Here is a 26406-nt window from a genome sequence, read left to right as displayed (position 1 = left end):
GACAAATACAACGCCGAATCGCGAACCGCGTTACTCACTCGCCTTGCTGTTCCTTGACCCGCTTCCGGTGAGCGGCCACCTTCGCGCGATTCCCGCAAATTGCCATGCTGCACCAGCGGCGCGCGTGACCCCGCGTGTGATCCGCGAACATCAACGTACAGCGCGGCCCCTCGCAGGCCTTCACGTGCGTGAAGTCCTCGTCGCACACGAGGTTCGCCAGCGCTTCGGCGATCGGCATCAGCAATGACTCCGGCGACTTCCAGCGCCGGTTCGCCCGGAATTCAAAGGGCGGCACTTCGCCCGTCGCAGCGGCGACGATTTCTCCATATCGGTCGTCGCGCTCGAGCAGTTGATTCAGCGGCGCGAGTTCACGCAAATCTCTCGCGGTCAACGGCCGCCCCTTTCTCTTCCGCGCAAACACCCTGAACCACTCGCGCAGCGCGCGAGCCTGCGCCGCAACGGCGTCGAGTTCGGCCGGCGTGGACTGCGACCGCAGTGCCGCAAGCGCTGCACGCGGGACCATTTCAGCTTGCTCAAGCCAGTCCAGCAATCCGCCTCCATCGCTGATCCAGTCGACCTGTTCGTCCACCGGCGTCGCGATCGAGTTCAGAAAATCGAGGCCCGGCGCGTCGGCTATGAATATCGCGGGAATTTGGCGGTAGTCCATTTTCTTGTAATCAATCTGCAATGACGATGACAGTATCGTAACCGCTAAAAATCCACTTGACAAGTTACACCCTGAATAAGTAACCTTTAAAACAACTTCAAATAGGTTACAAAGAAAAAGCGAATCCGGCTGCATTTCGCAAGCAGCATTCGCTATCTTTAAAGGAGCGGGACATGTCTTCTGGCAATGTGAGCGCGGTGCTAGTGCACGGCGCATGGGCGGACGGATCGAGCTGGAGCAAGGTGATCGACGGTCTGAAGAAACAGGGGATCGATGCCGTTGCGGTTCCGCTGCCGCTTACGTCGCTGAGTGAAGACGTGGCCGCGCTCGACCGGACGCTTGAGCGGATCGAAGGCCCGGTGGTGCTCGCCGGTCATGCGTATGCCGGCGCTGTGATCGCTTCGAGCCGGTCCGAAAAAATTAGGGCATTGGTCTACGTCGCCGCGCTGGCACCCGATGAAGGCGAGACGGTCGGCGACGTGTTTTACCGCGGCGAAATGAATCCGCTGGCGCCGACACTCGCGCCGGATCGACACGGATTGATATGGCTGCCGCAAGAGGCATTCGCCCAAGCGTTCGCGCAACATGCAACTCCACAAGCGTTGGCGGTGCTCGCCGCGGTGCAGCGTCCGATTTCCGTGTCGTGTATCGGCGAAGCAGTCGGGCGCCCGCTGTGGAAAGACCGTCCAAGCTGGTTCCTGATCGCCGAACAGGACCTGATGATCAACCCTGAAACGCAGCATTTCATGGCAGTTCGCATGAATGCGCATGTGCGGTCGTATCAGGCCGACCACACGCCGATCGTGACCGCGCCGGACGCCGTCACGCATGTCGTTGCCGAAGCGGTCCAGGCAGTCTCCGCTCGTTAAGGTTATCCGCGAGTTCCGCGCGAGTTGCGATACCAACATCACACGTCGCGCGTCGTCACCCGTTCAACTCTGCTCCCTTCAGGAGAAAAATCATGACTTCAATCGCTTATCGTCACGCCGACGTCGACGGCTTCAAGGTGTTCTATCGCGAAGCCGGGCGCAAGGGCGCGCCAAAGCTGCTGCTCCTGCACGGCTTTCCGAGTTCGAGCCATATGTTTCGCGACCTGATTCCGAAGCTCGCCGACCGTTTTCATATCGTCGCGCCGGATCTGCCCGGCTTCGGCCAGTCAGACATGCCAAACCGTGACGATTTTGCGTACACGTTCGACAATATCGCCAACGTTATCGAGCGTTTCACCGAGGCGATCGGTTTCGACCGTTTTGCGGTCTACGTATTCGACTACGGCGCGCCGACCGGTTTCCGTCTCGCGATCCGACATCCCGAGCGGATCACCGCGATCATTTCGCAGAACGGCAACGCCTACGAAGAAGGATTGAGCGAAGGCTGGAATCCTATCCGTGCCTATTGGCAAGACGCTTCGCCGTCGAATCGTGATGCGCTTCGCGCTCTGCTGACGCACGAGACGACCGTCTGGCAGTACACGCACGGTGTATCCGATACGGCGTCCGTCTCGCCTGACGGTTACTCGCTCGACGACTTCTATCTAAGCCGGCCGGGTGCGCATGAGGTACAACTCGATCTGTTCCGCGACTATCAAAGCAACGTCGCGCTGTACCCGGCATTCCAGCAATACTTCCGCACGCATCAGCCGCCGCTGCTTGCCGTGTGGGGAAAAAACGATCCCTTCTTTCTGCCCGCGGGCGCCGAAGCATTCAGGCGCGACGTTCCCGGCGCCGTGGTGCGTTTCTTCGATACCGGCCACTTCGCGCTGGAGACGCACGCCACGGAAATCGCCGCGGCCATTTCGGACTTCCTCGACCACTGACCTATCTCAAGCGAGGGAACGCCCTTCATTCAATCATTCAATCAGGAGAAGCAACATGCCCAGCAAAGTCGCCATCGTGACGGGCGCAAGCCAGGGTATCGGCCGTTCGACGGCCGTCAGACTGGCGCGGGATTTTGATTCGATCGTGCTTGTGGCCCGCAACCGCGCGAACCTTGAAGAGACCGCCGTTGAGGTGAAGAAGGCCGGCGCGGAGACGCTCGTTATCGACGCCGATCTCGCCCGACCTGACGCCGCGCAACAAGTCGTCGAGCGAACGCTGGCGACGTTCGGGCGGATCGACGCCTTGCTCAACATTGCCGGCGCGGTGCCGCAAATCGATGTACTGGAGATGACCGATGAGCAATGGGACCACGGTCTCGCGCTCAAGCTGCACGGCGCGCGTCGACTGACGATCGCGGCGTGGCCGGCACTGAAGGAGAGCTCAGGATCGGTCGTGCTGATGTCGGGGAATTCCGCGCTGTTTCCCAAGGCGCCCTATGCCGCGGTAGGCACGATCAACGCGGCGATCGTGGCGCTCGCGAAAGCGTTCTCGGATCGCGGCATTGCCGATGGCGTGCAGGTCAACAGCGTGCTGCCGGGGCCTGTGATGACCGGCCGGCGACGCTCGTACCTGGTGCATTGGGCTCCGCTGCACAACATGTCCGTCGAAGAAGCGACAGCGAAGTTTCCCGTTGAAGCCGGTATCACGCGTTACGGCACGCCGGAGGAGATTGCCGAATTGATGGCGTTCGTCGTGTCGCCCGAGGCGCGCTGGATGACGGGATCGAGCTTGCGGATGGACGGTGGAGAAGTGAAGTCGATTTGAGACGCGGGCCGCGATGCTCGCGTGTCGCGGCTCTATTTCCAGGCAAGACGTACAACGTTGGGTGTGTGGTCCGCCCGCATCATCACGACTTCTCGCCCGCTGGCCGATGTCCGCTGACGTGCGCGCCGGCGTCGGGCGACAACGAAATAACATCGACTACCGCGATCACGCTCAATGCCGCCATGACCAGAAACGCGATGGTGAAATCAGCCGGCGCCAATGTTTGCCCATCGTGTCCATGCCACCATGCGGCGATCCGTAATGCGATTGCGCCGGCCGCGACGCCCATGCCCATTGTCATCTGACCCAAGGTGCTCGATAAGGTCGACGCGCCGCTCATCTGCTGCTTCGGCACATCCGCGAAACCGAGCGTATTGATCGCCGTGAATTGCAACGACCGCGCGACGCCGCTGACGAATAGCGCGAAGAGGATCCATCCATATGGCGTGGAGGCCGTGAGCAGACTCATGCTCGCCAGCGTCACCGCGGCGAACGCGCCGTTGTAGAGAAGCACGGAGCGAAAGCCGAAGCGCCGCAAGATCCGCGTCGTGACGAGCTTCGTCGACAGATTGCCGGCGAATACGCCAAGCGTCAGCAAGCCCGACTGAAACGGATTCATGCCGAAGCCGACCTGAAACATCAGCGGCAGTAGAAACGGCACCGAGCCGATCGCAATCCGGAACAGCGAGCCGCCGCCGATCGCCACCATGAACGTCTTGATCCGGAACGCCGACAGATCGACCATCGGGTGCGTGCAGCGTCGCAGATGAAACCACGCTCCCGCGCAAGCCGCGAGACCGATTGCGAGAAATACCAGCGCAATACGCCACGAGGAGTCCACACGGCCGATTGCCTCCATCGCGTACATCACCGAGGTGCCCGCGACGCCCGTCAGCACAAAACCCAGCATGTCGAACGGACGACGATCCGTGTCGCGTTCCGCGCTGATGAAGCGCCACGCCAACACCACGCCCGCGAGTCCGAGCGGCACGTTCAGATAGAAGATCCAGCGCCACGACGAGTACGTCGTAATGAAGCCGCCGAGCGGCGGTCCGAGAACGGGTGCGACCAACCCGGGCCACGTGATGATGGAGACCGCACGCATCAGGCCTTCTTTGGGCGTGGCGCGCAATACGGCAAGGCGCCCGACCGGCACCATCATCGCGCCGCCGATACCTTGCAAAATCCGCGCGCCGGTGAATTCGACGAGGTTGTCGGTCAATCCGCACAGCACCGATGCGACGGTGAAGATTGCAAGCGCCGCGGTGAACACCGTGCGCACGCCGGCCCAGTCGGCAATCCAGCCGCTGATCGGGATGAATACCGCGAGCGTCAACAGATACGAGGTGATGCCGACGCTCAGTTCGACGGGCGTGACATGAAACGAATGCGCCATTTGCGGCAGCGCGGTTGCGATAATCGAGCCGTCGAGGTTTTCCATGAACAGCGCGGCAGCGACCAGCGAGGTAATCAGCGAGGACGCGCCGGCGTGTGCGCTGGCGGATGACGAAGCCGACATCGGCTGACACTCCTGAAATGCGGGCGAGGCTGCGGGAAAGAATCGCTGCGTTAGTCTTTGTATTCGGAGTACTTTCGTGAGTCGCCGCGGACTTTGTCGGCGGGATATTTTTGCCGATTAAGCGCCATCTTTTCCAGCACGGCCTGAAACAGGTCGACATCCATCTTGTCGGCGAGGCGAACGAGGTACACCAGAACATCGGCCATTTCGTGCCGGATAGCGGTTTCCTTCGCTTCGTCGAGTTCGCTTTTGTCGCCCGAAACCAGCCATTGAAAAGGCTCGAGCAGCTCACTTGCCTCGACACTGAGCGCCGTTGCCAGATTCTTCGGAGTATGGAATTTGTCCCAGTCGCGCTCGCTGACAAACTTGCGAATGAGTTCGCGTAATTCCAGAAGGTCGTTTCGCAACTCAGTCTTTTTCACGTTGCTCCCGTGGTGCTTGCGTGGATCCGATTATTGAGGCCGATAGCATACTGGCAGGGGCCGGTCTTCGCCAATCATGATACGCAACACCGCCGAGGCTATGCCGCGGTCGTTTCACTCCATCGTCACGCTTATTTTCATCTTGTCAGCCTTGGGCGTTCCCAACACGTTGGAACCAATGGATTCGATCTCACGCCCGGACTCGAGAGCCGGTCCAGTTGCCCGGAGGCAATCTGGCAGTCGGCAAGCTGGTGGCACGAGTGTCTTAACGGCGGTTAGCATGTCACGCTAATTCATGGCTAATTATGCGCGTTCAAAATGGCGTCATCGAATCAGGGGACGTGACATCATGAAGCTCTTAAGAACCACACGCATAGCCTTGCCCGCATGCTTGATCGCCGTTGCGCTCACCGGCTGCGCCGTCATGCCGCCGACCGGCCCGTCCGTGGTTGCATTGCCGCCAGGCGGCAAACCGATAAGCGTATTCCAGCAGGAAGACTACGCATGCCGGGACTACGCGTTCCGCTCGGACGATGCCGCTGCACCGGCGCACAGCGCAATATCCGAAGGCGTCGGCAGCAGCGCAATTGGCACCGTGGGCGGAGCGGCCGCTGGCGCGCTGCTCGGCGCCGCGGCAGGCAACGCCGGCGTCGGCGCGGCGATCGGTGCGGGCGCAGGCCTGCTGCTCGGGAGTGCCGTGGGTGCAAACGGCGCGCAAGCCACTTCGGCCAGTCTGCAGGCGCGCTACAACGCCGCCTACGCACAATGTATGGCCTCGAAGGGCAACAGCATTTCCCAGCCGGCCGTCTATACCACGGAGCCTGTCTACGCTCCGCCTCCCGTCGCGTATGCACCGGCTCCCGTCGTCTACGGTTACCCGCAACGCTTTGGCTACTGGTCTTACTGACTGTCCCTGCTCACGGGCTTGTCACTCTGGCGCGTGAAGATACGGCCATGTACGAGAGCCGGCTTCATCGCAGCTTGCCCGGCCCGTCACGCGGTTCCGAATGCGCCTGTCTTTTCTCCGATATTCATCAGGCAGCCCGACATGTCGTGGATTAGACTTTTCTAGCTATGCGGCTTTAAAGCGTGGCCGACTCACGAAGGCACCATTGCGCGTGCTTTGGTGCACCCGTTCCTGGACACCTGATCCAACCAGGTGATCGGCCTCCTACGCGCTGCGATGTTAAGCGCTGATACTTCTGCTTACTGGACTCTCGTCATTGGGGGCGGGTAGTACGTGCCATTGGCCACGCCGTCAAGTGGACCGTAGTACCGGAACGTCAGGCGGTATTGCGTACCGCGCGGCGTCGGCAGCCAGTTGCCCGCTGGCGCATCCGCTGGTTTTTCCGCCGCAAAATACAGGGTCAGCGAGCCATCCGCACCGTACGTCAGACCCTGCGCGTCGTTGAGCAGATATTTCTGTTGCGGGTTATTCAGCACGCGGAACCGCTTGTCGTCGACCGCGATAACCGACCAGAAATATCGGGCAAAGCGCGTCGGCAACGCGTCTTTCGGGAAGGTCAGTTTGTAGACGTGATCGCCGCTCAACGGTGCGCCGTTTGCATCGATGGAACAGCGGTAATAGAGCACCTCCGGCTTGATGTTTGCCCAGATGCCGCCATAGTTGACCAAGGTTCGAGCGAGATAGTCGAGTCCGTACTCACCGACCACATCCGGGCGCGCCCAGCCATCGTGTATCGTGCCGTGCCCGATGATCGCGCCCGCCTTGCCGAACTCCTCCATGGCGCGCGTGCGCACGACGCGATCAATGCGCGCTCGCTCGGCGGGTTGAGTTGCCGCTTCGGCCACGCGACGGGTCAACTGCTGCATCGACTGGAAACCGGGGTTCAGATCGGGCTCGCTGTCGAGCGCCGTCCTTGCTGAATCAAAAGCCTCGACGCCCGGAAGTTTCTCCGGCTCGAACATCAAAGCTTTCGGAATGACGGGCAGCTTTGGAGAACCGGTCGCTGCCAATCTGAATTCGTGCTGCAGCGCGACTGCACCATCCCTGTCAGTGCCCAGCGCCACGCGCGCCAACATCCGTGCGGACTTGACCGGCAGGTCGATGCGGCGGGCTCCTTCCGGGAGCGACACGTTGGCTCCACGCAGGCACACCGCAAAGTCGCCGTATGGCTTTTGCGGAAACAGACGCTCGTTAATGTTGGCCAGGGTTTCACCCCAACCATTCAAGAACTGCACGGTGAAGTAGCGGCCCTTGATCTGCGGCACGCTTACGATAGTGCAGCTAGTCTCATCGACAGCCACCCACGCTTCGGAGTACGCGACATCCAGATTGGGATTGGGCCAGTCCACCGCGCCGGGCTTACGGTGGACCAGCTCGTTCCATCGGAAGCCCTCCTTAAAGTCGAGTTGCTCCTGGCGCGCGACCAGCAGCCGGCTGAGCAGGTAGAGATAGGACTGACTGATGTCCTCATCGGAGATCGTGTTGGCCTTAACGGCCGGCGACTCGCTGTTTTGCTGGGCGATTGCCGAGACGGGAAATACAGTGAGTGCCGCTATAGCGAGAACGAGGGTGAGGAGTCGTTTCACGAGACGGATTTTCCTTTGCTGCATGGATGCATCGCGACTGACTCTCGGCCAGTCGTAGCGGGATGCGAGGGTCCGCTGTTAGATATGAATAATGTAAATACAGTTCGCTAACAATGAATATTGGCTATGGAACTTGAATGACCATAGCGCCGCGGTAAATTTCGACTCGGGCACGTTGCGGGAAAAAGTTTCCACAGCCGCACCCACCACCTCCGCACACCCACATTTACTTGACATCTAAACTATCGAAGCCTAAATTACCCCCATCAGCAGTGTTCACATGGGGAACAAGCATGCGCATCGTTTGCATTGGTGGCGGTCCGGCCGGCCTGTATTTCGGGCTCTTGATGAAAAGCCGGAACCCGGCCTACGATGTCACAGTCGTCGAGCGCAACCGCCCGTACGACACCTTCGGCTGGGGCGTCGTGTTCTCCGACCAGACGCTCGGCAATCTGCGCGCCGCCGACGCCCCCAGTGCCGACGCCATCCTCGACGCCTTCAACCACTGGGACGACATCGAGATCAATTTCCGCGGCCGGCAAATCCGTTCGTCGGGTCACGGCTTCTGCGGCATCGGCCGCAAGCGTCTGCTGAACATCCTGCAGGCGCGCTGCGAAGAACTCGGCGTCAAGCTGGTTTTCGAAACCCAGGTCACGGACGACAGCGTCTACGAAGCCGACCTGATCATCGCCTGCGACGGCGCGAACAGCGCGGTCCGTCAAAAGTACGCGGCCACCTATCGGCCCGCCATCGACATGCGCGATTGCCGCTTCGTCTGGCTCGGCACTAAAAAACTCTTCGACGCCTTCACGTTCGCTTTCGAAGAAACCGAATTCGGCTGGTTCCAGGCGCACGCTTATCGCTTCGACGATCAGACCTCCACGTTTATCGTCGAAACGCCGGAGCGCGTGTGGCGCGCCGCCGGTCTCGACGAAATGAGCAAGGAAGACAGCATCGCCTTCTGCGAAAAGTTGTTCGCGAAGTATCTGGACGGCAACGCTCTGTTGTCGAACGCGGCGCATTTGCGCGGCTCGTCGCAATGGATTCGTTTTCCGCGTGTCGTCAACGACGAATGGGTGCACTGGCGCAAAAACGCGGACGGTACGCAGACGCCGATCGTCCTCATGGGCGACGCCGCGCATACCGCTCACTTCTCGATCGGCTCGGGCACCAAGCTCGCTCTTGAAGATTCGATCGAACTTGCCAACAGCATGGGCGCGCATCCGGGTGACCTTGCGGCCGCGCTCAAGCATTACACCGACGTGCGCAGCATCGACGTATTGCGCATTCAGAACGCGGCGCGTAATTCGACGGAATGGTTCGAGCATGTCGACCGCTATACGTCGTTCGAGCCGGAACAGTTCGCGTATTCGCTGCTCACGCGCTCGCAGCGCATCTCGCACGAAAATCTGCGTGAACGCGACGCGCAGTATCTGTCCGGTTTCGAAGACTGGCTCGCCCAGCGCTCCGGCGTGAATCGCGCGCCCGAGAAACACTCCGTGCCGCCCATGTTCACGCCCTTCACGCTGCGAGGCGTCACGCTAAAAAACCGCGTAGTCGTGTCGCCGATGGCGCAATACTCCGCCGTCGACGGCATTGCGGGCGACTATCACTTGATGCATCTCGGCGCGCGCGCCATGGGCGGCGCAGGGCTGGTCATGACCGAAATGACCTGTGTCTCGCCCGAAGCGCGCATCACGCCCGCGTGTCCCGGCATGTATGCGCCCGAGCATCTCACTGCATGGAAGCGCATCGTCGACCTGGTGCATCGTCAGTCGGATGCGAAGATCGGCATTCAGCTCGGCCATTCCGGCGCAAAAGGTTCGACACGTGTCTCGTGGGAAGGCATCGATCAGCCGCTCGCGGAAGGCAACTGGCCGCTCCTCTCAGCATCGCCGCAACAATATCTGCGTGGCATCAGCCAGCATTCGCGCGAAGCCACACAAGACGAGTTACGCGAAATCGAAGCGCAGTTCGTCCGCGCCACGCAAATGTCGGCTGAAGCAGGTTTCGACTGGCTTGAATTGCATTGCGCGCACGGCTATTTCCTGTCGAGCTTTCTGTCGCCGCTCACCAATCATCGCACTGATGAATACGGCGGCTCGCTGGAAAATCGTCTGCGCTATCCGTTGCAGGTTTTCAAGGCGATTCGCGCGGTCTGGCCGCAAGAAAAGCCGATTTCCGTACGCATCTCCGCGAACGATTGGGTCGAAGGCGGCACGACACCCGATGACGCAGTCAAGATCGCCCAAGCATTCAAAGCAGCCGGCGCCGACATGATCGACGTGTCGTCGGGCCAGGTCAGCAAGGAAGAAAAACCGGTATTCGGCCGCATGTTCCAGACGCCCTTCGCCGACCGTGTGCGCAACGAAGCAGGCATCGCCACGATCGCGGTCGGCGCGATCTCCGAGGCGGATCACGTGAATAGCATCATCGCTGCTGGCCGCGCGGATCTGTGCGCGATTGCGCGCCCGCATCTGGCGAATCCTTCGTGGACGTTGAACGAAGCGGCCAAGATTGGCTACTTCGACGTGATGTGGCCGAAGCCCTACACCGCGGCTAAGTCTCAACTCGAACGCAACCTCGAACGCGAGCGCGCTCAAGCCGCCGCGAACGCGGGGCTGTCGCCGCAAGAACGCGCGCAACGCGCCGAAGGAACCGTGTGAACACATTTAGTTCGACACTCGCGGGACAGCACGCGGTCGTCACCGGCGGGGGCAGCGGCATCGGCGCCGCCGTCGCGGAAGCTCTGCTACGCGCCGGCGCGCGCGTCACGTTAATGGGCCGCAACGCGGAACGGCTCGACGTGCAACGCGCGAAATGCCGGGCACTGGGCGACGTGGCTTGCATCAGCGTCGACGTCACGCAGGAAGACTCCGTCGCGAGTGCATTCGCCGAGGCCGGCGCAATCGACATCCTCGTCAACAATGCGGGCCAGGCGCAAGCCGCGCCGTTCACGCATACCGACATGGCGCTCTGGCAGCGCATGCTGGACGTGAACCTCACCGGCGTCTTTCTCGGCACGCGCGCGGCGTTGCCCGGCATGCTCGAACGCGGCCATGGACGCATCGTCAATGTGGCCAGCACGGCGGGGCAAATCGGCTACGCGTACGTCGCCGCCTATTGCGCCGCGAAACATGGCGTGATCGGTCTCACGCGATCGCTCGCGCTGGAAGTCGCAACGAAAGGTGTCACCGTCAACGCCGTGTGTCCCGGATACACCGAAACCGAACTGCTGCACGCATCGCTTGAACAGATCACCAGCAAGACCTCGCGCACCGAACAGCAGGCGCGCGAAACCTTGCTTCGCTCGAATCCGCAACATCGCTTCGTGAGTCCGGAACAGGTCGCCAACGCAGTGCTCTGGCTCTGCCAACCCGGCTCGGACGCCGTCACGGGGCAATCCATTTCCATCTCTGGTGGAGAAGTGATGTGACCAAGTCATCGAACATCAAGAAGCCCGCGGCGGCGGCGGCTGAAACGAAACCGCCGCGCAAGGGCGTCCCCAAACCCGCGGAGAACGTCGTGGACCTCGAAATGAGCACGGGCGCGGACAGCCACATGGGCCTGCGCCTATGGCTACGCATGCTGACGACGACCAACCTCGTGCAAGCCGAACTGCGCAAACGTCTGCGCAACGAATTCGACACCACGTTGCCGCGTTTCGATCTGATGGCGCAGTTGGAGCGTCATCCTGAAGGCCTGAAGATGACCGAACTGTCGCGCCGTTTGATGGTGACGGGTGGCAACATCACCGGCATTACGGATCAGCTCGAAAAAGAAGGCCTGGTGTCGCGCGATAACGATCCGAACGACCGGCGCTCGATCAGCGTGTGCCTGACGCCGGCGGGACGCAAAGCATTCGACAAGATGGCGATCGCGCACGAGCAATGGGTGGTCGAACTGTTCGGCGGCTTGAGCCTCGATGAAAAATCGCGCACCCATCAGCGCCTCGGCAAACTCAAGCAACATCTGCTCGACAGTCTGAAAGACTGATCGGCATCGAACCGCGGAGAGAGACTCATGACACGATCCAACGCTGACGGCCTGCTGGCCGGCAATCGCCTCACGCTAGCCGGCTACGAAGCGCGGCACTTCGGCTGGTCGGTCGCCGACAAGGTCGCGACGATCACGCTGAACCGGCCCGAGCGCAAGAACCCGCTGACCTTCGAGTCGTACGCGGAGTTGCGCGATCTGTTCCGGCAGTTGACCTATGCAACCGACGTCAAAGCAGTCGTGATACACGGCGCGGGCGACAACTTCTGCTCCGGCGGCGACGTGCACGACATCATCGCGCCGCTGATCGATCTGCCGATGCCGGAACTGCTGCTCTTCACGCGCATGACCGGCGATCTGGTGAAAGCCATGCGCCATTGCCCGCAGCCGGTGATTGCCGCTGTCGACGGCGTCTGCGCGGGCGCCGGCGCGATTCTCGCCATGTCGTCCGACATGCGGCTCGGCACCGCGCGCAGTAAGCTCGCTTTCCTGTTCTCGCGCGTCGGTCTCGCCGGTTGCGATATGGGCGCTTGCACGATTCTGCCGCGCATCATCGGCCAGGGGCGCGCCGCCGAACTGCTCTTCACCGGGCGCTCGGCAAGCGGCGAAGAAGGCCACGCATGGGGCTTCTACAACCGGCTATGCGAACCTGCCGCGCTGCTTGAAGAAGCGCACAAGCTCGCCGCGGATCTCGTCGCCGGCCCGACTTTCGCGCACGGCATCACCAAGAAGATGCTGCATCAGGAATGGAGCATGAGTATCGACGAAGCGATCGAGTCGGAAGCGCAAGCCCAGGCCATCTGCATGAGCACACGCGATTTCGAGCGTGCCTACAGCGCGTTTGCCGCGAAGTCGCGTCCCGTGTTCGAAGGAGATTGAGTTGAGCGCCAACACCGAACAGGATCTGCATAGCGCGCTCGCGTGGCCGTTCTTCGAGCCGCGTCATCGCGAACTGGCTGCAGGTATCGAAGCATGGTGCCGCGAGAAGCTGAAGCACGAAGACCACAAGGACGTCGACGCAACTTGTCGTCATCTTGTGCGTGAACTCGGCGCGGCGGGCTGGCTGAAATATGGCGTGGGCGGCGTCGCGTACGGCGGCCACGGCGACACGATCGACACGCGCGCCGTTTGCGTTCTGCGCGAAACGCTGGCCAAACACTCGGGACTCGCGGACTTCGCTCTGGCGATGCAGGGACTCGGTTCAGGCGCCATTTCGCTCGGCGGCACGCACGAACAAAAGACCCGCTATCTGCCGCGCGTCGCTAACGGCACGGCGCTCGCAGCGTTTGCGCTGTCCGAACCCGAAGCCGGTTCCGACGTCGCCGCCATGGCGCTCTCCGCCCGCGAGGACGGCGACACCTATGTGCTCGACGGCGACAAGACGTGGATCTCCAACGGCGGCATCGCCGATTTCTACGTGGTGTTCGCCAGAACCGGCGAAGCGCCGGGCGCACGCGGCATCAGCGCATTCATTGTCGATGCGGATACGCCGGGACTGGAGATCGCTGAACGCATCGACGTGATCGCACCGCATCCGCTCGCGCGTTTGCACTTTGCCGGCGCGCGCGTGCCGCGCAGCCAGATGCTCGGCGCGCCCGGCGAAGGTTTCAAGCTCGCCATGCGCACGCTGGATATTTTCCGCACATCCGTGGCGGCGGCATCGCTCGGCTTCGCGCGTCATGCGATGGCCGAAGGTATCTCGCGCGCAGCATCGCGCAAGATGTTCGGGCAGACGCTCGGCGATTTTCAACTGACGCAAGCCAAACTCGCGCAAATGGCGTTGACCATCGACAGCAGCGCGTTGCTGGTCTATCGCGCCGCGTGGCTGCGCGATCAAGGCGAAAACGTCACGCGCGAAGCCGCGATGGCGAAGTGGCACGCGAGCGAAGGCGCGCAACAGGTGATCGACGCCGCCGTGCAACTCTTTGGCGGCATGGGCGTGCAAAGCGGCACGGCCGTCGAGATGCTGTATCGCGAGATTCGCGCGCTGCGCATTTACGAAGGCGCGACCGAAGTGCAGCAACTGATTATCGGACGCGATCTGTTGAAAGCGCACGCTGCCGCGACTGCCGGAGACAACGCCCAATGAGCGCGTCTTTCGAACGGCCCGTACGTATCCGCTTCTCGCACTGCGATCCGGCGGGCATTGTGTTCTTTCCGCAATATCTGGTGATGACCAACGCGCTGGTCGAAGACTGGTTCAACGAAGGTCTGAGTATCGACTATGCGCACATGATCTCGCAACGCCGTGTCGGCTTGCCGATCGTCAAACTCGATTGCGAGTTTTCGCGGCCGAGCCAGATGGGCGAAACGATCACGCTGACACTTAACGTGGCGGCAATCGGCCGCCGCTCGATCAGCATCGATATCGTCGGCCATTGCAGCGGCGAAACCCGGTTTCGCGCGAAACAGGTGCTCGTCACGACGTCGCTCGAACGCGGCACATCCATCGACATTCCCGCTGACATCGCGAGCGCGCTCGCGAAGTTTGCCCCACAGCCGGACTCCACTGAGGCGCATCGCTCATGAAAAAAGCTCTTCTCCCCGCCGGCTGGGTCAAGCCGCGTGGTTACGCCAACGGCGTCGCGGCAACCGGCACGCAGGTGTTCATTGCAGGTCAGATCGGCTGGGACGAACAGGCACGTTTCCAGACCGCCGACTTCGCTGCGCAAGCCATCCAGGCGCTCAAGAACGTGCTTGCCGTTTTGCATGAAGCGGGCGGCAAGCCTGAGCATCTGGTGCGATTGACGTGGTACGTCACCGACAAACGCGAGTATCTCGCGTCGCTGAAAGACATTGGCCGCGCGTTTCGCGAATTGATCGGCGACTACGACATTGCAATGAGCGCGGTGCAGGTAGTCGCGCTGATCGAAGACGAAGCGAAAGTTGAAATTGAAGGGACCGCTGTGATTCCGCAGTAGCGCAGCACATTCAAAAAAGCCACCAAGCCAACCGAAGCGCATCTAGCCGGCTCAACGCCCGGGAGACCATGATGGAACCGTCAGCACACGTCGATACCTTCGCGCGCGACAATCTTCCGCCGCAGGATCAATGGCCCGTCTTTCTGCTCGACAACCCGGACGTCGCATACCCGGCGCGCTTGAACTGCGCGTCGGAGTTGCTCGACAGAACCATCGATGCGGGCCACCGTGATGATCCCGCGATCTGGTCCGATGTCGACGGGGCACCGCGCGCCACCACTTACGGTGAGCTGCTGGCACTTGTGAATCGCAGCGCGCACGTGCTGGTCGACGAAATGGGACTGCAGCCCGGCAACCGCGTTTTACTGCGCGGCCCGAACACGCTGCATATGGCCGTGACCGCACTCGCTGCGCTGAAGGTTGGGCTCGTCGTAGTGCCGACCATGCCGCTTCTGCGAGCCAAGGAACTGAAGCAGATCATCGATAAAGCGCAAGTTGGCGCGGCGTTGTGCGACGCGCGCCTGACCGCCGAACTCGCGCGCTGCAGCGATCCAGAAGACGAGTTTTACTGCGCGGGCTTGATGCAAACCCGCCTCTTCCACGACGACTCCCCTGATTCACTCGACACGCTCGCGGTCAACAAGCCCGACCACTTCACCGCGTGCGACACCGCCGCCGACGACGTCTGCCTGATCGCCTTCACCAGCGGCACGACCGGCGCGCCGAAAGGCTGCATGCACTTTCATCGCGATGTCGTGGCCATGTGCGATCTGTTTCCGCGTCACGTACTCAAACCTACGTCGAGCGATATCTTTTGCGGTACGCCGCCGCTCGCCTTTACTTTCGGGCTTGGCGGCTTGCTGTGTTTTCCATTGCGAGTGGGCGCGTCCACGGTGCTGATCGAGAAGCTCACGCCCGAGACTTTGCTGCAGACCGTCGAACGTTTTCATGCGACCGTCATGTTCACCGCGCCGACCTTCTATCGGCAAATGGCGCCGCTGGTTGCACACCACGACGTCTCTTCGTTGAAGAAAACCGTGTCGGCGGGCGAGGCGTTGCCGGATTCGACGCGGCGTTTGTGGCGCGACGCGACCGGCATCGACATGATCGACGGTATTGGCGGCACCGAGTTGATCCACATTTTCATTTCGGCGCAGGGCGACGAAATTCGCCCGAACGCCATCGGCCGCGCGGTGCCGGGTTACGCCGTGCAGGCCGTGGATGACGACATGCAACCGGTCGCGCCGGGCACGATCGGCAAACTGGCGGTGCGCGGCCCAACCGGCTGCCGCTATCTCGCCGACGAGCGGCAAATGAAGTTCGTGCGCGACGGCTGGAACTTGCCAGGCGATTCCGTCTATCTCGACGAAGACGGCTACGTGTTCTACCAGGCCCGCGCCGACGACATGATCGTCTCCGCCGGCTACAACATCTCCGGGCCCGAAGTGGAGAGCGTTCTGTTGCAACACGACGCGGTGTCCGAATGCGGCGTGATCGGCGTGCCGGACGAAACCCGCGGGCAAATCGTCAAGGCATTCGTCGTGGTGAATCCCGGATACGAGCGCGACGACAAACTTGTCGCGCAACTGCAGGAATTCGTGAAAAATAGCGTGGCGCCGTATAAATATCCCCGCGACATCGTTTTTGTCGATTCATTGCCGCGCACCGAAACCGGCAAGCTCAAACGTTTCGAGTTGCGTACCATGGCATAGCTCAAATTATCTGCATGGAGACACACCGCATGGCTGCCTCTTTCATCGAAGTCGTCGCCCAGGATGGCGGCCGTTTCAATGCCTACGTCGCGCGCCCCGCGCAAGGGTCGGGCCCGGGACTCGTGCTCCTGCAGGAAATTTTCGGCATCAACGACACCATGAAGGCGTTGGCCGATCGCTTTGCCGAAGAAGGGTATGTGGTGCTGGTGCCCGATCTGTTCTGGCGGATCAAGCCGGGCATCGTGCTCGGTTATGGCGAAGCCGACATGAAACAGGCGCTCGACTATCTCGGCCAGTTCGATACGGATCTGGCCATCGACGATATCGCGGCCACGCTCGCCGCATTGCGCGCCATGCCTGAACAGGCCGGCAAGATCGGCACCGTGGGCTACTGCCTCGGCGGCAAGCTCGCGTTCCTGAGCGCCGCGCGAACCGATGTCGACTGCGCGGTCAGCTACTACGGCGTCGGCCTCGAGGCCTATCTGGATGAAGTACCGGCAATTCGTTGCCCGATGGTGTTTCACTTCCCCGAAAACGACTCGCACTGTCCGGCGGAAACCCGCGAACGGATCAGCGCCGCATTGCGCACGCGGCCGCAAATCGAGCAATACGTGTACCCGGGTTGCGATCACGCGTTCGCCGCGCCGTCGCGCCCGCAATACGACAAACCCGCCGCGATGATGGCGTATTCACGCACGCTCGCGCTGCTGGGCAAGGTGCTTGGCCCGGTCTACGATCTCAACGCGCTGTGGGAAGCGCATTGCTATTACGAGTTCGCCACGCGCGACGTGGATGCCGTCATGCCGACCATGGTCGCGCAACCCTACGTCAATCACGTACCGACCATGACTGGTGGAGTCGGTCATGACAATCTGAAGCGTTTCTACACGCATCACTTCGTCAACTCGAATCCCGTCGATACGAAGCTGATTCCGATTTCGCGCACCATCGGCGCGGATCGCATCGTCGACGAATTCATTTTTAGCTGTACGCATAGCTGCGAGATCGACTGGTTGCTGCCCGGCGTTGCGCCGACCGGTAAGTATTTCGAGGTGCCCATGCTTGCGGTCGTTTGTTTCCGAGGCGACAAGCTCTATAACGAGCATATCTATTGGGATCAGGCTTCCGTACTGGTGCAGGTGGGCTTGCTGAACCCCGAGGGACTGCCGGTGGCCGGCATCGAAAGCGCGCGCAAGCTGCTCGACGAAACGCTGCCGTCGAATCAGTTAATGGGCAGCAAATCACGCGTGTGAGGTGCGACTAGAGGCCCGCCTCTGCGCAACGTCCTTATGATGTGACACTCCACTGGCCACCGTTACTCGACCCATGCTGATCGTCCATCATCTGAACAACTCCCGCTCGCAGCGTGTACTGTGGCTGCTCGAAGAACTCGGCGTTCCTTACGAGATCAAGCGTTACCAGCGCGATCCGAAGACCATGCTCGCGCCGCCCGAGTTGCGCGCGGTGCATCCGCTCGGCAAGTCGCCCGTGATTGCCGACGACGGCCAGACGATCGCCGAGTCGGGCGCGATCGTCGAGTATCTGATCGGCAAATACGGGCAGGGACGTTTTGCGCCGGCACCTGACACACCGGAGCGGCTGCGCTACACGTACTGGTTGCACTACGCTGAAGGTTCGGCGATGCCGCCGCTGTTGCTCAAGCTCGTGGCGCTGCGGATTGCCAGCGCGCCGATGCCGTTCTTCGCCAAGCCGATTGCGCGCAAGATTGCCGGCACGCTGCAATCGAGTTTCATCGATCCGCAATTGAAACTGCACCTCGGTTATATCAATCAGGAGTTGAGCAAGACCGGCTGGTTCGTCGGCAACGACTTCACGGCGGCGGACGTGCAGATGAGTTTCCCGCTCGAAGCCGGCACGGCGCGCGGCGGCATGGAAGGCCAGATTCCGGCGGTGGTCGAGTTCCTGAAGCGCATTCATGCGAGGCCGGCGTATCAACGCGCGCTAGAGCGTGGCGGCAAGTACGAATTGCTCGGCGGCGATTGAGGTTCGAGCCGACCTGGAACTCGTAGTTGTGGGTCGAAATTCGCGGGTGCTAGACTGACAAATCCCATTGTCGTCAACGAGTTGCCATACGGTTGGTCTGGACCGCGCCAGCATTTTTTGGCGCGGTATCTGTTTCAGCCGCGGCATGTTCGGCATCCCATCGACCATGCCTAAGGAGTCGCCCGCATGACCCATTCCATCCACGGTAACAAGCGCTGGCTCGCACTGATCGTGCTGTGCCTCGGCGTGCTCATGATCGTGCTCGATACGACGATCGTGAACGTCGCGCTGCCGTCCATCGCTGCGGATCTCGGGTTCACCGAAACGTCGCTCGTGTGGGTGGTGAATGCGTACATGCTGACGTTTGGCGGTTGCCTGCTGCTGGGTGGGCGGCTCGGCGATCTGTATGGGCATCGCAAGCTGTTTCTTATCGGCATTACATTGTTTACGCTGGCGTCGCTTGCTTGTGGGATTTCGAACTCACAAGGGCTGCTGGTGTGTGCGCGTGCGGTTCAAGGTGTGGCGGGCGCCATTGTCTCGGCGGTTTCGCTGTCGCTCATCATGAATCTGTTCACCGAACCCGGGGAGCGCGCGAAAGCCATGGGCGTGTATGGGTTTGTCTGCGCGGGCGGCGGCAGTATCGGCGTGTTGCTCGGCGGGCTGCTCACTAATCTGCTGAGCTGGCATTGGATCTTTCTCGTCAATCTGCCCATTGGCATTGCCGTGTACGCGCTCTGTGTCGCGCTCTTGCCGTCCGCGCGCGGTCATGCGCACGGCGAGCGGCTCGATGTGGCCGGCGCGGTGTCCGTCACTGTTTCGCTCATGCTCGCTGTGTATGCGGTGGTGAATGGCAATGAGGCCGGATGGACTTCGGCGCAGACGCTCGGTTTGCTGTTTGCGGCGCTGGCGCTGCTGGCCGTGTTCCTGGTGATCGAGTCGCGCGTGCAGCATCCGTTGATGCCGTTGGGTCTGTTCCGCTTGCGCAATGTGGCGACAGCGAATGTGGTCGGCGTGCTGTGGGCCGCGGCGATGTTTGCCTGGTTCTTTATCTCCGCGCTGTATTTGCAGCGTGTGCTTGGCTATCGGCCGCTGCAGGTCGGACTTGCGTTCCTGCCCGCTAATCTGATCATGGGGTTCTTCTCACTCGGGCTGTCGGCGCGGGTGGTCATGCGCTTCGGGCTGCGCGTTCCGCTGGCCGTGGGGCTGCTGGTCGCGGCTTGCGGTCTCGCGTTGTTCGCTCGCGCGCCGGTTGGCGGCAGTTTTGTGCTCGATGTCATGCCGGGGATGATTCTGCTCGGCTTCGGCGCGGGTATTGCATTTAATCCGATGCTGCTCGCCGCCATGAGCGATGTCGATCCGGCCGATTCGGGGCTCGCGTCGGGTATCGTCAATACGTCGTTCATGATGGGTGGTGCGCTTGGGCTTGCGGTGTTGGCGAGTCTTGCCGCCGCGCGCAGTGAGGCCGTGCAGGCGTCGTCTGGAGATGCTGTGGCGGCACTGAATAACGGGTACCACGTCGCGTTTTTGTTTGGGGCGATTTTTGCGGCGGTGGCGGGGATTCTAGGTGGCTTGTTGTTGCGGACGGGGCATGCGGGCAGTGCGGGTGCGCATGAAGACGCTCACGGTCACAACACGGCGGCAGCGGATGAACATTCCGCCGCCACAGGCAACAAAGCCGCGACCGAAAACTACTAAACGCGTTTCCACAAAACCGCAATCCCGATCAAACACCCCGCATCGGCGCTCGCTATGCTGGTTCCATGCTGACATGAGAGCCCAAATGAACCCGGTCGGAAAAGCGCTGTGGTTTATCGAAAGCCACTTTGCCCACGAACTGACGCTCGACGACATCGCCGGCTGCGGATGCGTGTCGCGTTTTCACCTGGCGCGCGCCTTCGAAGCGGCCACCGGATTTTCGGTAATGCGTTATGTGCGCGGGCGTCGCTTAAGTGAAGCGGCGCGGCGGCTGGCGAGCGGCGCACCGGATATCCTCGCGGTCGCCATCGAAGCCGGCTACGGTTCTCACGAGGCATTTACGCGCGCGTTTCGCGAGCAATTCGGGTTCACGCCCGACGCGCTGCGCGCGCGTGGCCATCTCGACACTCTCGCCCTCGTGGAGCCGATCAAAATGGACGAAACCCTGCTTACCCATCTCGAACCGCCGCGCTTTGAAGACGGCAAAGCGCTTCTCGTCGCGGGCCTGAGCGAGCGCTACACCAGCGAAACCTGCGCCGCGATTCCGTCGCAGTGGCAGCGCTTTGGCGACTACTTCGGCAAAGTGCCGGGGCAGGTCGGCAATGTGGCGTATGGCGTTTGCTATAACGCGGACGACAGCGGCAACATCGATTATCTCTGCGGCGTCGAAGTCAGCGACTTCTCGGCGTTGCCTGCTGAGCTGAGCCGTTTGCGTATTTCGCCGCAACGGTATGCGGTGTTTAGTCATCGCGAGCATGTTTCAACTATCCGGCGCACCTGGAATACGATCTGGAATCAGTGGCTGCCGACATCGGGACATATTCCTGCCGACGCGCCGAATTTTGAGCGGTATGACGAGAAGTTCGATCCCGTCAGCGGGATGGGTGGACTTGAGATCTGGTTGCCATTGAAGGGCTGAGGAGCCCGCGCGCTCGTCCGGCGATGCATGTGGTGGGCAAGTCGACGGCAAGCCCGCTATCGCGTCTTTCCCGGCTACGGCCGGAAATTTGCAACAGCCTGTTCGGGTTCGACCGCGAGGCGTTTCATGAGCAATTCAACTCCGACATCGTGCGGTTTTTTGAGGCAACCCTGCGATAGGAAACTTATCCTCTTGCGTGCGCTGGCCTGAATTGAATCTCGCGAGTGCCTGATTGCATGACTGCTTGAAAATCCGGAGAGGCCGCACGCTGTTGCGACCGCCCCGGAAAAAGATTGCCCTCGGATTACCAGGCACGCGCTACTCAGGCTGCGAGCACCTCACTGACCTCCCAGCTATCTATCCCCAACGCATCGCCGACCGGTTTGCAGGTGAGCCGCCCTTCATGCACATTCAAGCCGGGGCGCAGGTACACATCGTCGAGCAATGACTGCTTCCAGCCTTTGTTCGCGATGTCGACCACGAACGGCAGCGTGGCGTTGTTCAAGGCGAATGTCGACGTTCTCGCGACCGCGCCCGGCATATTCGCCACGCAATAGTGCACCACGCCATCCACGACGTACGTAGGCGCGTCGTGCGTTGTCGGACGCGAGGTCTCGCAGCAGCCGCCCTGATCGATCGCGACATCGACAATCACCGAACCCGGCTTCATGCGCGCCAACATCTCCCGCTTGATCAACTTCGGCGCCGCCGCGCCGGGCAGCAGCACGCATCCGATCACAAGATCGGCCCGTTCAAGCAGTTCCTCGACTTGCGCCTGCACCGAAAAGACTGTCTGGATCGCGCTGCCGAACTGCACTGTCAGACGCTTCAGAACATCGGCGGACCGGTCGACCACGGTCACCCTCGCGCCCATGCCGAGCGCAATCGTCGCCGCGTGCGTGCCGGACACGCCGCCGCCCAGAATCAGCACTTCTCCCGGCGGCACACCGGGCACACCGCCGAGCAGTACACCGCGGCCGCCCATCGATTTTTCGAGGCAACGCGCGCCCGCCTGTGGCGCTAACCGGCCCGCCACCTCCGACATGGGCGTCAGCAAAGGCAAACCGCCTGAACGCGAGGTCACTGTTTCGTATGCGATGCAGGTCGCGCCGCTCCTGATCAGATCGGCGGTCTGATCGGCGTCGGCCGCGAGGTGCAGGTAGGTGAACAGTATCTGACCGCGGGACAAACGTGCGCGCTCTATCGCCTGCGGTTCCTTGACCTTGACGATCAACTCCGCCTCCTTCCACAGACGCTCGACCGAATCCTGAATGCTTGCACCCGCTTTGACGTAGTCGCTGTCAGCGATGCCTGATCCTTCGCCCGCGCTTTTCTCGACGGCGACGCTATGGCCATGTCGAACCAGTTCGGCGACCGACACCGGCGTCAGACCAACCCGGTACTCCTGCGTTTTGACTTCCTTTGGTACGGCGATTTTCATTTTATGTCTCCTCGAGGTGGATCAGGCGCTTGCTTGTGGCAAGTGCGTTTGTGATCGCGTCGATTGCGCCTAGTGTTGCATCGACGGCAGCGTTCGCCTCCACGTGGGTTAGATAACGTGGCGGCGTGGAGTCAGAATATCGCTTTGAAGGACGGCGCGTCTAATGATGTCGTCGTCAAGAAGCGGTGCAGCAATGGGCGGCGTGACTGCGAGCGCTGGATCGAAGAAGATGCGGTTGATACGATTGGCGAGTTGGCTCCATGGCGGTCGGCCTTCCCTTGTCCCGCACAACGCCCATGATTGGGACTTCCGCCGGCGCATCGCGTAACGAATTACTCGAATCACGGCGCACATCCCGCGTGTTTCTGACGTGGTGGAGTGAATCGATCAGCGTCCGATTCGCTATACCTGCTGCTTTGCACAACGGGTGTGACGATAGGTTCACTCCTGCCTGACTGATCCAATCTGCTCCGCGCCCGGCGCCTCTCAGTTCTTGTCGCTGGCAATGACGCCCGAGAGCGGAGCGCAGGTGAGCGTTCGTCCCCCGGCGATTGTGATCAGAACAACGTATAGCGCTTTTCAGTCTGCCGTCATATCTTGCCGGCATCACTCATCGCACCTGATCGGGGTTAGCGTTTGCCGCGGCCGCCAGCGGGTTTGCCAGCCGGCATACGTGAGCCCGCGGCGGGCTTGCTGGCGGGTTTGCTGCGCGGCTTTTGCATGGCGAATGGGCTATTGCTGGACAAGCTTGTGCCTTTACTCGCGGCCACAGCGCCTTGCGCCGCAGGCTTGCGCTTGCTTTCGTCAATTTGCGGGCGCGGTTTCTTGCTGAGCGCCTGCACGGCGCCCGGCGCAGCTTGCGGCACTTTGGGCTTCTTAGGCTTCTTAGGCTTCTTGATGATCTGCCCCGTCGCGCTAGTTTGCGGCACGCGGTGTTCGGCTTCGAAGCCCGGCTCTTCCTCACGACGCAGAGTTTGCCGGATCAACGCTTCAATCGCGGCCAGTTGCGGCGCTTCATCGGCACACACAAGCGACACCGCTACGCCGCTAGCGCCCGCTCGGCCGGTGCGGCCAATACGATGCACATAGTCTTGCGCCACGATCGGCAAATCAACATTGATCACCAGCGGCAGGTTGTCGATATCAAGGCCGCGCGCAGCCACATCGGTGGCTACCAGCATACTGACTTCGCCCGTCTTGAAGCGCTCCAGCGCACGCAAGCGCGCGGGTTGCGGTTTGTCGCCGTGGATCGTGTCGACCGAATAGCCCGCTTTATCCAGTATGGCCGCCAGGTAATCCACGCCGTTGCGGGTTTTGACAAACACCAGCGCGTGCTCCCAATTGTTCTCGGCCACAAGGTGCATAAAAAGGTCGGGCTTGTTCTTTTTATCCACCGGCACCACCCACTGTTTGATCCTGCTGGCCGTGGCATTGGGCGGGCTGACGCTGATATTGACCGGGCCGCGCAAAATGCCCGCCGCCATGGTGCGGATATCATCGGTAAACGTGGCTGAGAACAGCAGGGTCTGGCGCTGAGCGGGCAATGCGGCAAACACGGCGTTGAGTTCACGCTCAAAGCCCAGATCCAGCATGCGGTCAGCTTCATCCAGCACCAGCGTTTGTACCTGATCGAACTGCACTGCGTTCTGGCGATTGAGATCCAGCAAACGGCCCGGCGTGGCAACGAGCACATCCACGCCTTTGCGCAACTTCATCATCTGCGGGTTGATGCTCACACCGCCATAGGCGGCCAGAAATCGTAAGTCGAGACCTTTGCCGTAAGCGACAAAGCTTTGCAGCACCTGTTCGGCCAGTTCACGCGTGGGCACCAGCACCAGAACACGCGCGCGGTTGCTGGACACCTCCGGGCCGTGCTGCACTAGCCGCTGCAACAGCGGCAGCGCAAAACCCGCCGTTTTGCCCGTGCCGGTCTGTGCCGCAGCCATGACGTCGTTGCCGCTGAGCACAGCAGGAATCGCCTTGACCTGCACCGGCGTAGGTGTCTGGTAATTGAGGTCCTGCAAGTTACGCAGCAAGGGATCGATCAGGCCAAGCGAGGCAAAAGACATTGGCGTATTCCGGGCTAAAGCCGCAATTCTAGCGGTTGCGCTCTGATTGCGCGGCGCGGACGTGTTCTCGGCAGATGAGAAACGCGCACTAGGCCGCTACCGAGACTTCGATTCTGCGGACTTGAGCGTTTGACAGGTAGCGCTTGAGCATGAGCCGTGTCTCCGCCATATTGCGCTCCTCGACTTGTCCATGTCGCCACCGTGAAAGCATATTCGTCTACCCGTTTCGACGCCGGGTGTCGTAAAGGGCTCGTCGCGCTTAAAACCGAGAAGCATCCGTTGCGTGTGGCCTTCCAGCGACCGGCCTTTGTCCAGATTTAAGTCGTATATCTTCAGTATCCCGCAACGTCAATAATGGCTTGTGCGAACGCTTGGGGCGCTTCCTGAGGGAGATTGTGACCGGTGCCTCCGCCGATAAGTCGGTGCGCGTATTTGCCGGAGAATTTGCTAGCATAGGCCGCACTGTCCGGATGTGGTGCACCATTGGCTTCACCTTCCAGGGTGATCGTAGGCACGGTGATAGCGGGTCTTGCGGCCAGGCGCTGCTCGAGGCCGTCGTACTTCGATTCGCCCTTGGCCAAGCCGAGCCACCAGCGATAATGATTAATCACAATGTCGACATAGTCGGGATTGTCGAAGGCCGTCGCGGTGCGGTCGTAGGTGGCATCGTCGAAGTTCCATTTCGGCGAAGCGAGTTGCCAGATGAGCTTCCCAAAATCTTTCCGGTGCTGGTCGTAGCCTGACCGGCCGCGTTCCGTGGCGAAATAAAACTCGTACCACCATGCGTGCTCTGCCGCCGGCGGAAGCGGTTTTGCATTGAGTTCGGGGCTGCCAACCAGATAGCCGCTCACAGAGACCAGGGCCTTGCAGCGTTCCGGCCAGAGTACCGCCATGTTGCAGACCGCTCCCGCGCCCCAGTCGAAACCACCCAGAACGGCCTTGTCGATCTTAAGAGCATCCATCAGGGCGATTGCATCGACAGCAGCCATCACCTGCTGGCCGTTCCGATAGGTTTCTGCCGAGAGAAAGCGCGTCGTGCCGTGACCGCGCAGATACGGAATGATCACCCGGTAGCCTGCCGATGCCAGCAACGGTGCGACGTCGACGTAGCTGTGGATGTCATACGGCCAGCCGTGCAGGAGAATGACCACGGGACCATTTGCCGGGCCGGCTTCAGCGTACCCGACGTTCAAGACGCCGGCGTTGATCTGCTTCAGTGGGCCGAACGACGTATTCGACCCAGGCTTGAAAGCAGGCAAACCTGGCGGTAGTGCGTTGCTGGACTGCGCGCGCGCAGATCCGATCATGCCGAACTGGACTGCGGCAATTGCCAAGGCCGCAGAGGTCATGAAGCCGCGACGGCGAGTATCGATCCTGTCTGTCATTTCTATGTCTCCTACTGATGTTGGAGTGAGCTGCAAGATTCCAGCTCACCTGTTTCTGTATGCACCCTCGCTCGAATAGAGCGAACGTAGCAAGTAGTCAACTCTCACGCAGATAAAGCAGTAATGGGCAGCCCGTGCCGGATCAGGACAGGCAATCAGTTGCCTTTATAGACTTCGTTGTTGAGCGACTTGAGTTGACCGTCCGTCTCGGACTGTTTCAATTCGGAACGAACCTGCGAACGGGTTTTCCGGGCAACCTGGTAATCGCCAGGAGACAGTTGCGCCGTTTGTACAACGCCCGATTGTTGTTCGCTTGTAGGTGTGGCATCCGAGGCGTGAGCAAGGCCAGCCGTCGTGAATACTGCAAAGGCGATCACGATCATTGAAGTTTTCATGTGATGCTCCAGGCGCTTAGTGGTGGGGAAGACGACGCTCGGATATCAAGGAGCACAAGCAGCAGT

General features: G+C 61.1%; 24 protein-coding genes. 16 read left to right on the top strand and 8 right to left on the bottom strand.

Annotated features, from left to right (window positions below):
- Nucleotides 1-34: 34 nt before the first annotated feature.
- Nucleotides 35-667 (bottom strand): CGNR zinc finger domain-containing protein, encoded by a 633-nt coding sequence (locus BPHYT_RS35520; protein WP_012428958.1) that lies wholly within the window; start codon nucleotides 665-667, stop codon nucleotides 35-37.
- Between the two features lie 173 nt (nucleotides 668-840).
- Here BPHYT_RS35520 and BPHYT_RS35515 point away from each other — a divergent pair, with 173 nt between their 5' ends.
- The 3 genes from BPHYT_RS35515 to BPHYT_RS35505 all read left to right on the top strand — a co-directional run bounded on the left by BPHYT_RS35515 (nucleotide 841) and on the right by BPHYT_RS35505 (nucleotide 3309).
- Complete coding sequence (locus BPHYT_RS35515; protein ID WP_012428957.1) at nucleotides 841-1536, top strand: alpha/beta fold hydrolase; 696 nt, start codon at nucleotides 841-843, stop codon at nucleotides 1534-1536.
- A 92-nt stretch (nucleotides 1537-1628) separates the two neighbouring features.
- A complete protein-coding gene (locus tag BPHYT_RS35510) occupies nucleotides 1629-2483 on the top strand; it encodes an alpha/beta fold hydrolase (protein ID WP_012428956.1) in 855 nt (284 codons plus the stop codon).
- A gap of 55 nt (nucleotides 2484-2538) precedes the next feature.
- Nucleotides 2539-3309 (top strand): SDR family oxidoreductase, encoded by a 771-nt coding sequence (locus tag BPHYT_RS35505; RefSeq protein WP_012428955.1) that lies wholly within the window; start codon nucleotides 2539-2541, stop codon nucleotides 3307-3309.
- Nucleotides 3310-3391: 82 nt separating this feature from the next.
- Here the strand turns inward: BPHYT_RS35505 and BPHYT_RS35500 are convergent, their stop codons facing one another.
- Nucleotides 3392-4828 (bottom strand): MFS transporter, encoded by a 1437-nt coding sequence (locus BPHYT_RS35500; RefSeq protein ID WP_012428954.1) that lies wholly within the window; start codon nucleotides 4826-4828, stop codon nucleotides 3392-3394.
- 50 nt (nucleotides 4829-4878) lie between these two features.
- A complete protein-coding gene (locus BPHYT_RS35495) occupies nucleotides 4879-5250 on the bottom strand; it encodes a nucleotide pyrophosphohydrolase (protein ID WP_012428953.1) in 372 nt (123 codons plus the stop codon).
- A 349-nt stretch (nucleotides 5251-5599) separates the two neighbouring features.
- Between BPHYT_RS35495 and BPHYT_RS35490 the strand changes: the two genes are divergently transcribed.
- Nucleotides 5600-6157: a glycine zipper domain-containing protein gene (locus BPHYT_RS35490; protein ID WP_012428952.1), complete on the top strand. Its 558-nt coding sequence runs from the start codon at nucleotides 5600-5602 to the stop codon at nucleotides 6155-6157.
- Nucleotides 6158-6456: 299 nt separating this feature from the next.
- On the opposite strand, the gene BPHYT_RS35485 is transcribed toward BPHYT_RS35490, so the two are convergent.
- Nucleotides 6457-7803, bottom strand: coding sequence for a DUF1214 domain-containing protein (locus BPHYT_RS35485; protein WP_041759934.1), 1347 nt, complete (start codon nucleotides 7801-7803; stop codon nucleotides 6457-6459).
- 293 nt (nucleotides 7804-8096) lie between these two features.
- Here BPHYT_RS35485 and BPHYT_RS35480 point away from each other — a divergent pair, with 293 nt between their 5' ends.
- The 12 genes from BPHYT_RS35480 to BPHYT_RS35425 all read left to right on the top strand — a co-directional run bounded on the left by BPHYT_RS35480 (nucleotide 8097) and on the right by BPHYT_RS35425 (nucleotide 21050).
- Nucleotides 8097-10469, top strand: coding sequence for a bifunctional salicylyl-CoA 5-hydroxylase/oxidoreductase (locus BPHYT_RS35480; RefSeq protein ID WP_012428950.1), 2373 nt, complete (start codon nucleotides 8097-8099; stop codon nucleotides 10467-10469).
- Complete coding sequence (locus tag BPHYT_RS35475; RefSeq protein WP_012428949.1) at nucleotides 10466-11239, top strand: SDR family NAD(P)-dependent oxidoreductase; 774 nt, start codon at nucleotides 10466-10468, stop codon at nucleotides 11237-11239. Before BPHYT_RS35480 ends, BPHYT_RS35475 begins: the two co-directional genes overlap by 4 nt.
- Complete coding sequence (locus BPHYT_RS35470) at nucleotides 11236-11799, top strand: MarR family winged helix-turn-helix transcriptional regulator (RefSeq protein WP_012428948.1); 564 nt, start codon at nucleotides 11236-11238, stop codon at nucleotides 11797-11799. Before BPHYT_RS35475 ends, BPHYT_RS35470 begins: the two co-directional genes overlap by 4 nt.
- A 27-nt stretch (nucleotides 11800-11826) precedes the next feature.
- Nucleotides 11827-12678, top strand: a complete 852-nt coding sequence (locus BPHYT_RS35465; protein ID WP_012428947.1) for an enoyl-CoA hydratase family protein — start codon at nucleotides 11827-11829, stop codon at nucleotides 12676-12678.
- Between the two features lies 1 nt (nucleotide 12679).
- Nucleotides 12680-13888, top strand: a complete 1209-nt coding sequence (locus tag BPHYT_RS35460) for an acyl-CoA dehydrogenase family protein (RefSeq protein WP_012428946.1) — start codon at nucleotides 12680-12682, stop codon at nucleotides 13886-13888.
- Nucleotides 13885-14328, top strand: a complete 444-nt coding sequence (locus BPHYT_RS35455; RefSeq protein ID WP_012428945.1) for an acyl-CoA thioesterase — start codon at nucleotides 13885-13887, stop codon at nucleotides 14326-14328. Before BPHYT_RS35460 ends, BPHYT_RS35455 begins: the two co-directional genes overlap by 4 nt.
- Nucleotides 14325-14720 (top strand): RidA family protein, encoded by a 396-nt coding sequence (locus BPHYT_RS35450; RefSeq protein WP_012428944.1) that lies wholly within the window; start codon nucleotides 14325-14327, stop codon nucleotides 14718-14720. The genes BPHYT_RS35455 and BPHYT_RS35450 overlap by 4 nt, the downstream gene beginning before the upstream one ends.
- Nucleotides 14721-14791: 71 nt before the next feature.
- On the top strand, nucleotides 14792-16432 hold the full coding sequence (locus BPHYT_RS35445; RefSeq protein ID WP_012428943.1) for an AMP-binding protein: 1641 nt from the start codon (nucleotides 14792-14794) through the stop codon (nucleotides 16430-16432).
- A 29-nt stretch (nucleotides 16433-16461) separates the two neighbouring features.
- On the top strand, nucleotides 16462-17685 hold the full coding sequence (locus BPHYT_RS35440; protein WP_012428942.1) for a dienelactone hydrolase family protein: 1224 nt from the start codon (nucleotides 16462-16464) through the stop codon (nucleotides 17683-17685).
- Between the two features lie 73 nt (nucleotides 17686-17758).
- On the top strand, nucleotides 17759-18436 hold the full coding sequence (locus BPHYT_RS35435) for a glutathione S-transferase (RefSeq protein ID WP_012428941.1): 678 nt from the start codon (nucleotides 17759-17761) through the stop codon (nucleotides 18434-18436).
- A 186-nt stretch (nucleotides 18437-18622) separates the two neighbouring features.
- Nucleotides 18623-20131 (top strand): DHA2 family efflux MFS transporter permease subunit, encoded by a 1509-nt coding sequence (locus BPHYT_RS35430; protein WP_012428940.1) that lies wholly within the window; start codon nucleotides 18623-18625, stop codon nucleotides 20129-20131.
- 85 nt (nucleotides 20132-20216) lie between these two features.
- Entirely contained in the window at nucleotides 20217-21050 is an 834-nt protein-coding gene (locus tag BPHYT_RS35425; RefSeq protein WP_012428939.1) for an AraC family transcriptional regulator, read from the top strand.
- A 322-nt stretch (nucleotides 21051-21372) separates the two neighbouring features.
- On the opposite strand, the gene ald is transcribed toward BPHYT_RS35425, so the two are convergent.
- The 4 genes from ald to BPHYT_RS35405 all read right to left on the bottom strand — a co-directional run bounded on the left by ald (nucleotide 21373) and on the right by BPHYT_RS35405 (nucleotide 26340).
- Entirely contained in the window at nucleotides 21373-22491 is a 1119-nt protein-coding gene (gene ald, locus BPHYT_RS35420; protein ID WP_012428938.1) for an alanine dehydrogenase, read from the bottom strand.
- Nucleotides 22492-23120: 629 nt separating this feature from the next.
- Complete coding sequence (locus BPHYT_RS35415) at nucleotides 23121-24560, bottom strand: DEAD/DEAH box helicase (protein ID WP_012428937.1); 1440 nt, start codon at nucleotides 24558-24560, stop codon at nucleotides 23121-23123.
- Nucleotides 24561-24892: 332 nt separating this feature from the next.
- Nucleotides 24893-25945, bottom strand: a complete 1053-nt coding sequence (locus BPHYT_RS35410) for an alpha/beta fold hydrolase (protein WP_012428936.1) — start codon at nucleotides 25943-25945, stop codon at nucleotides 24893-24895.
- A gap of 155 nt (nucleotides 25946-26100) precedes the next feature.
- Nucleotides 26101-26340 (bottom strand): DUF4148 domain-containing protein, encoded by a 240-nt coding sequence (locus BPHYT_RS35405; RefSeq protein ID WP_012428935.1) that lies wholly within the window; start codon nucleotides 26338-26340, stop codon nucleotides 26101-26103.
- Nucleotides 26341-26406 lie beyond the last annotated feature (66 nt).

The organism is Paraburkholderia phytofirmans PsJN, assembly GCF_000020125.1.
GTDB lineage: Bacteria > Pseudomonadota > Gammaproteobacteria > Burkholderiales > Burkholderiaceae > Paraburkholderia > Paraburkholderia phytofirmans.
This window is presented reverse-complemented; position numbering and strand designations above follow the sequence as displayed.

Coding starts and splice junctions, on each gene's coding strand:
- BPHYT_RS35520 (WP_012428958.1), bottom strand. CDS start 667: ATGGACTACCGCCAAATTCCCGCGATATTCATAGCCGACGCGCCGGGC.
- BPHYT_RS35515 (WP_012428957.1), top strand. CDS start 841: ATGTCTTCTGGCAATGTGAGCGCGGTGCTAGTGCACGGCGCATGGGCG.
- BPHYT_RS35510 (WP_012428956.1), top strand. CDS start 1,629: ATGACTTCAATCGCTTATCGTCACGCCGACGTCGACGGCTTCAAGGTG.
- BPHYT_RS35505 (WP_012428955.1), top strand. CDS start 2,539: ATGCCCAGCAAAGTCGCCATCGTGACGGGCGCAAGCCAGGGTATCGGC.
- BPHYT_RS35500 (WP_012428954.1), bottom strand. CDS start 4,828: ATGTCGGCTTCGTCATCCGCCAGCGCACACGCCGGCGCGTCCTCGCTG.
- BPHYT_RS35490 (WP_012428952.1), top strand. CDS start 5,600: ATGAAGCTCTTAAGAACCACACGCATAGCCTTGCCCGCATGCTTGATC.
- BPHYT_RS35480 (WP_012428950.1), top strand. CDS start 8,097: ATGCGCATCGTTTGCATTGGTGGCGGTCCGGCCGGCCTGTATTTCGGG.
- BPHYT_RS35465 (WP_012428947.1), top strand. CDS start 11,827: ATGACACGATCCAACGCTGACGGCCTGCTGGCCGGCAATCGCCTCACG.
- BPHYT_RS35455 (WP_012428945.1), top strand. CDS start 13,885: ATGAGCGCGTCTTTCGAACGGCCCGTACGTATCCGCTTCTCGCACTGC.
- BPHYT_RS35450 (WP_012428944.1), top strand. CDS start 14,325: ATGAAAAAAGCTCTTCTCCCCGCCGGCTGGGTCAAGCCGCGTGGTTAC.
- BPHYT_RS35445 (WP_012428943.1), top strand. CDS start 14,792: ATGGAACCGTCAGCACACGTCGATACCTTCGCGCGCGACAATCTTCCG.
- BPHYT_RS35440 (WP_012428942.1), top strand. CDS start 16,462: ATGGCTGCCTCTTTCATCGAAGTCGTCGCCCAGGATGGCGGCCGTTTC.
- BPHYT_RS35435 (WP_012428941.1), top strand. CDS start 17,759: ATGCTGATCGTCCATCATCTGAACAACTCCCGCTCGCAGCGTGTACTG.
- BPHYT_RS35430 (WP_012428940.1), top strand. CDS start 18,623: ATGACCCATTCCATCCACGGTAACAAGCGCTGGCTCGCACTGATCGTG.
- BPHYT_RS35425 (WP_012428939.1), top strand. CDS start 20,217: ATGAACCCGGTCGGAAAAGCGCTGTGGTTTATCGAAAGCCACTTTGCC.
- ald (WP_012428938.1), bottom strand. CDS start 22,491: ATGAAAATCGCCGTACCAAAGGAAGTCAAAACGCAGGAGTACCGGGTT.
- BPHYT_RS35415 (WP_012428937.1), bottom strand. CDS start 24,560: ATGTCTTTTGCCTCGCTTGGCCTGATCGATCCCTTGCTGCGTAACTTG.
- BPHYT_RS35410 (WP_012428936.1), bottom strand. CDS start 25,945: ATGACAGACAGGATCGATACTCGCCGTCGCGGCTTCATGACCTCTGCG.
- BPHYT_RS35405 (WP_012428935.1), bottom strand. CDS start 26,340: ATGAAAACTTCAATGATCGTGATCGCCTTTGCAGTATTCACGACGGCT.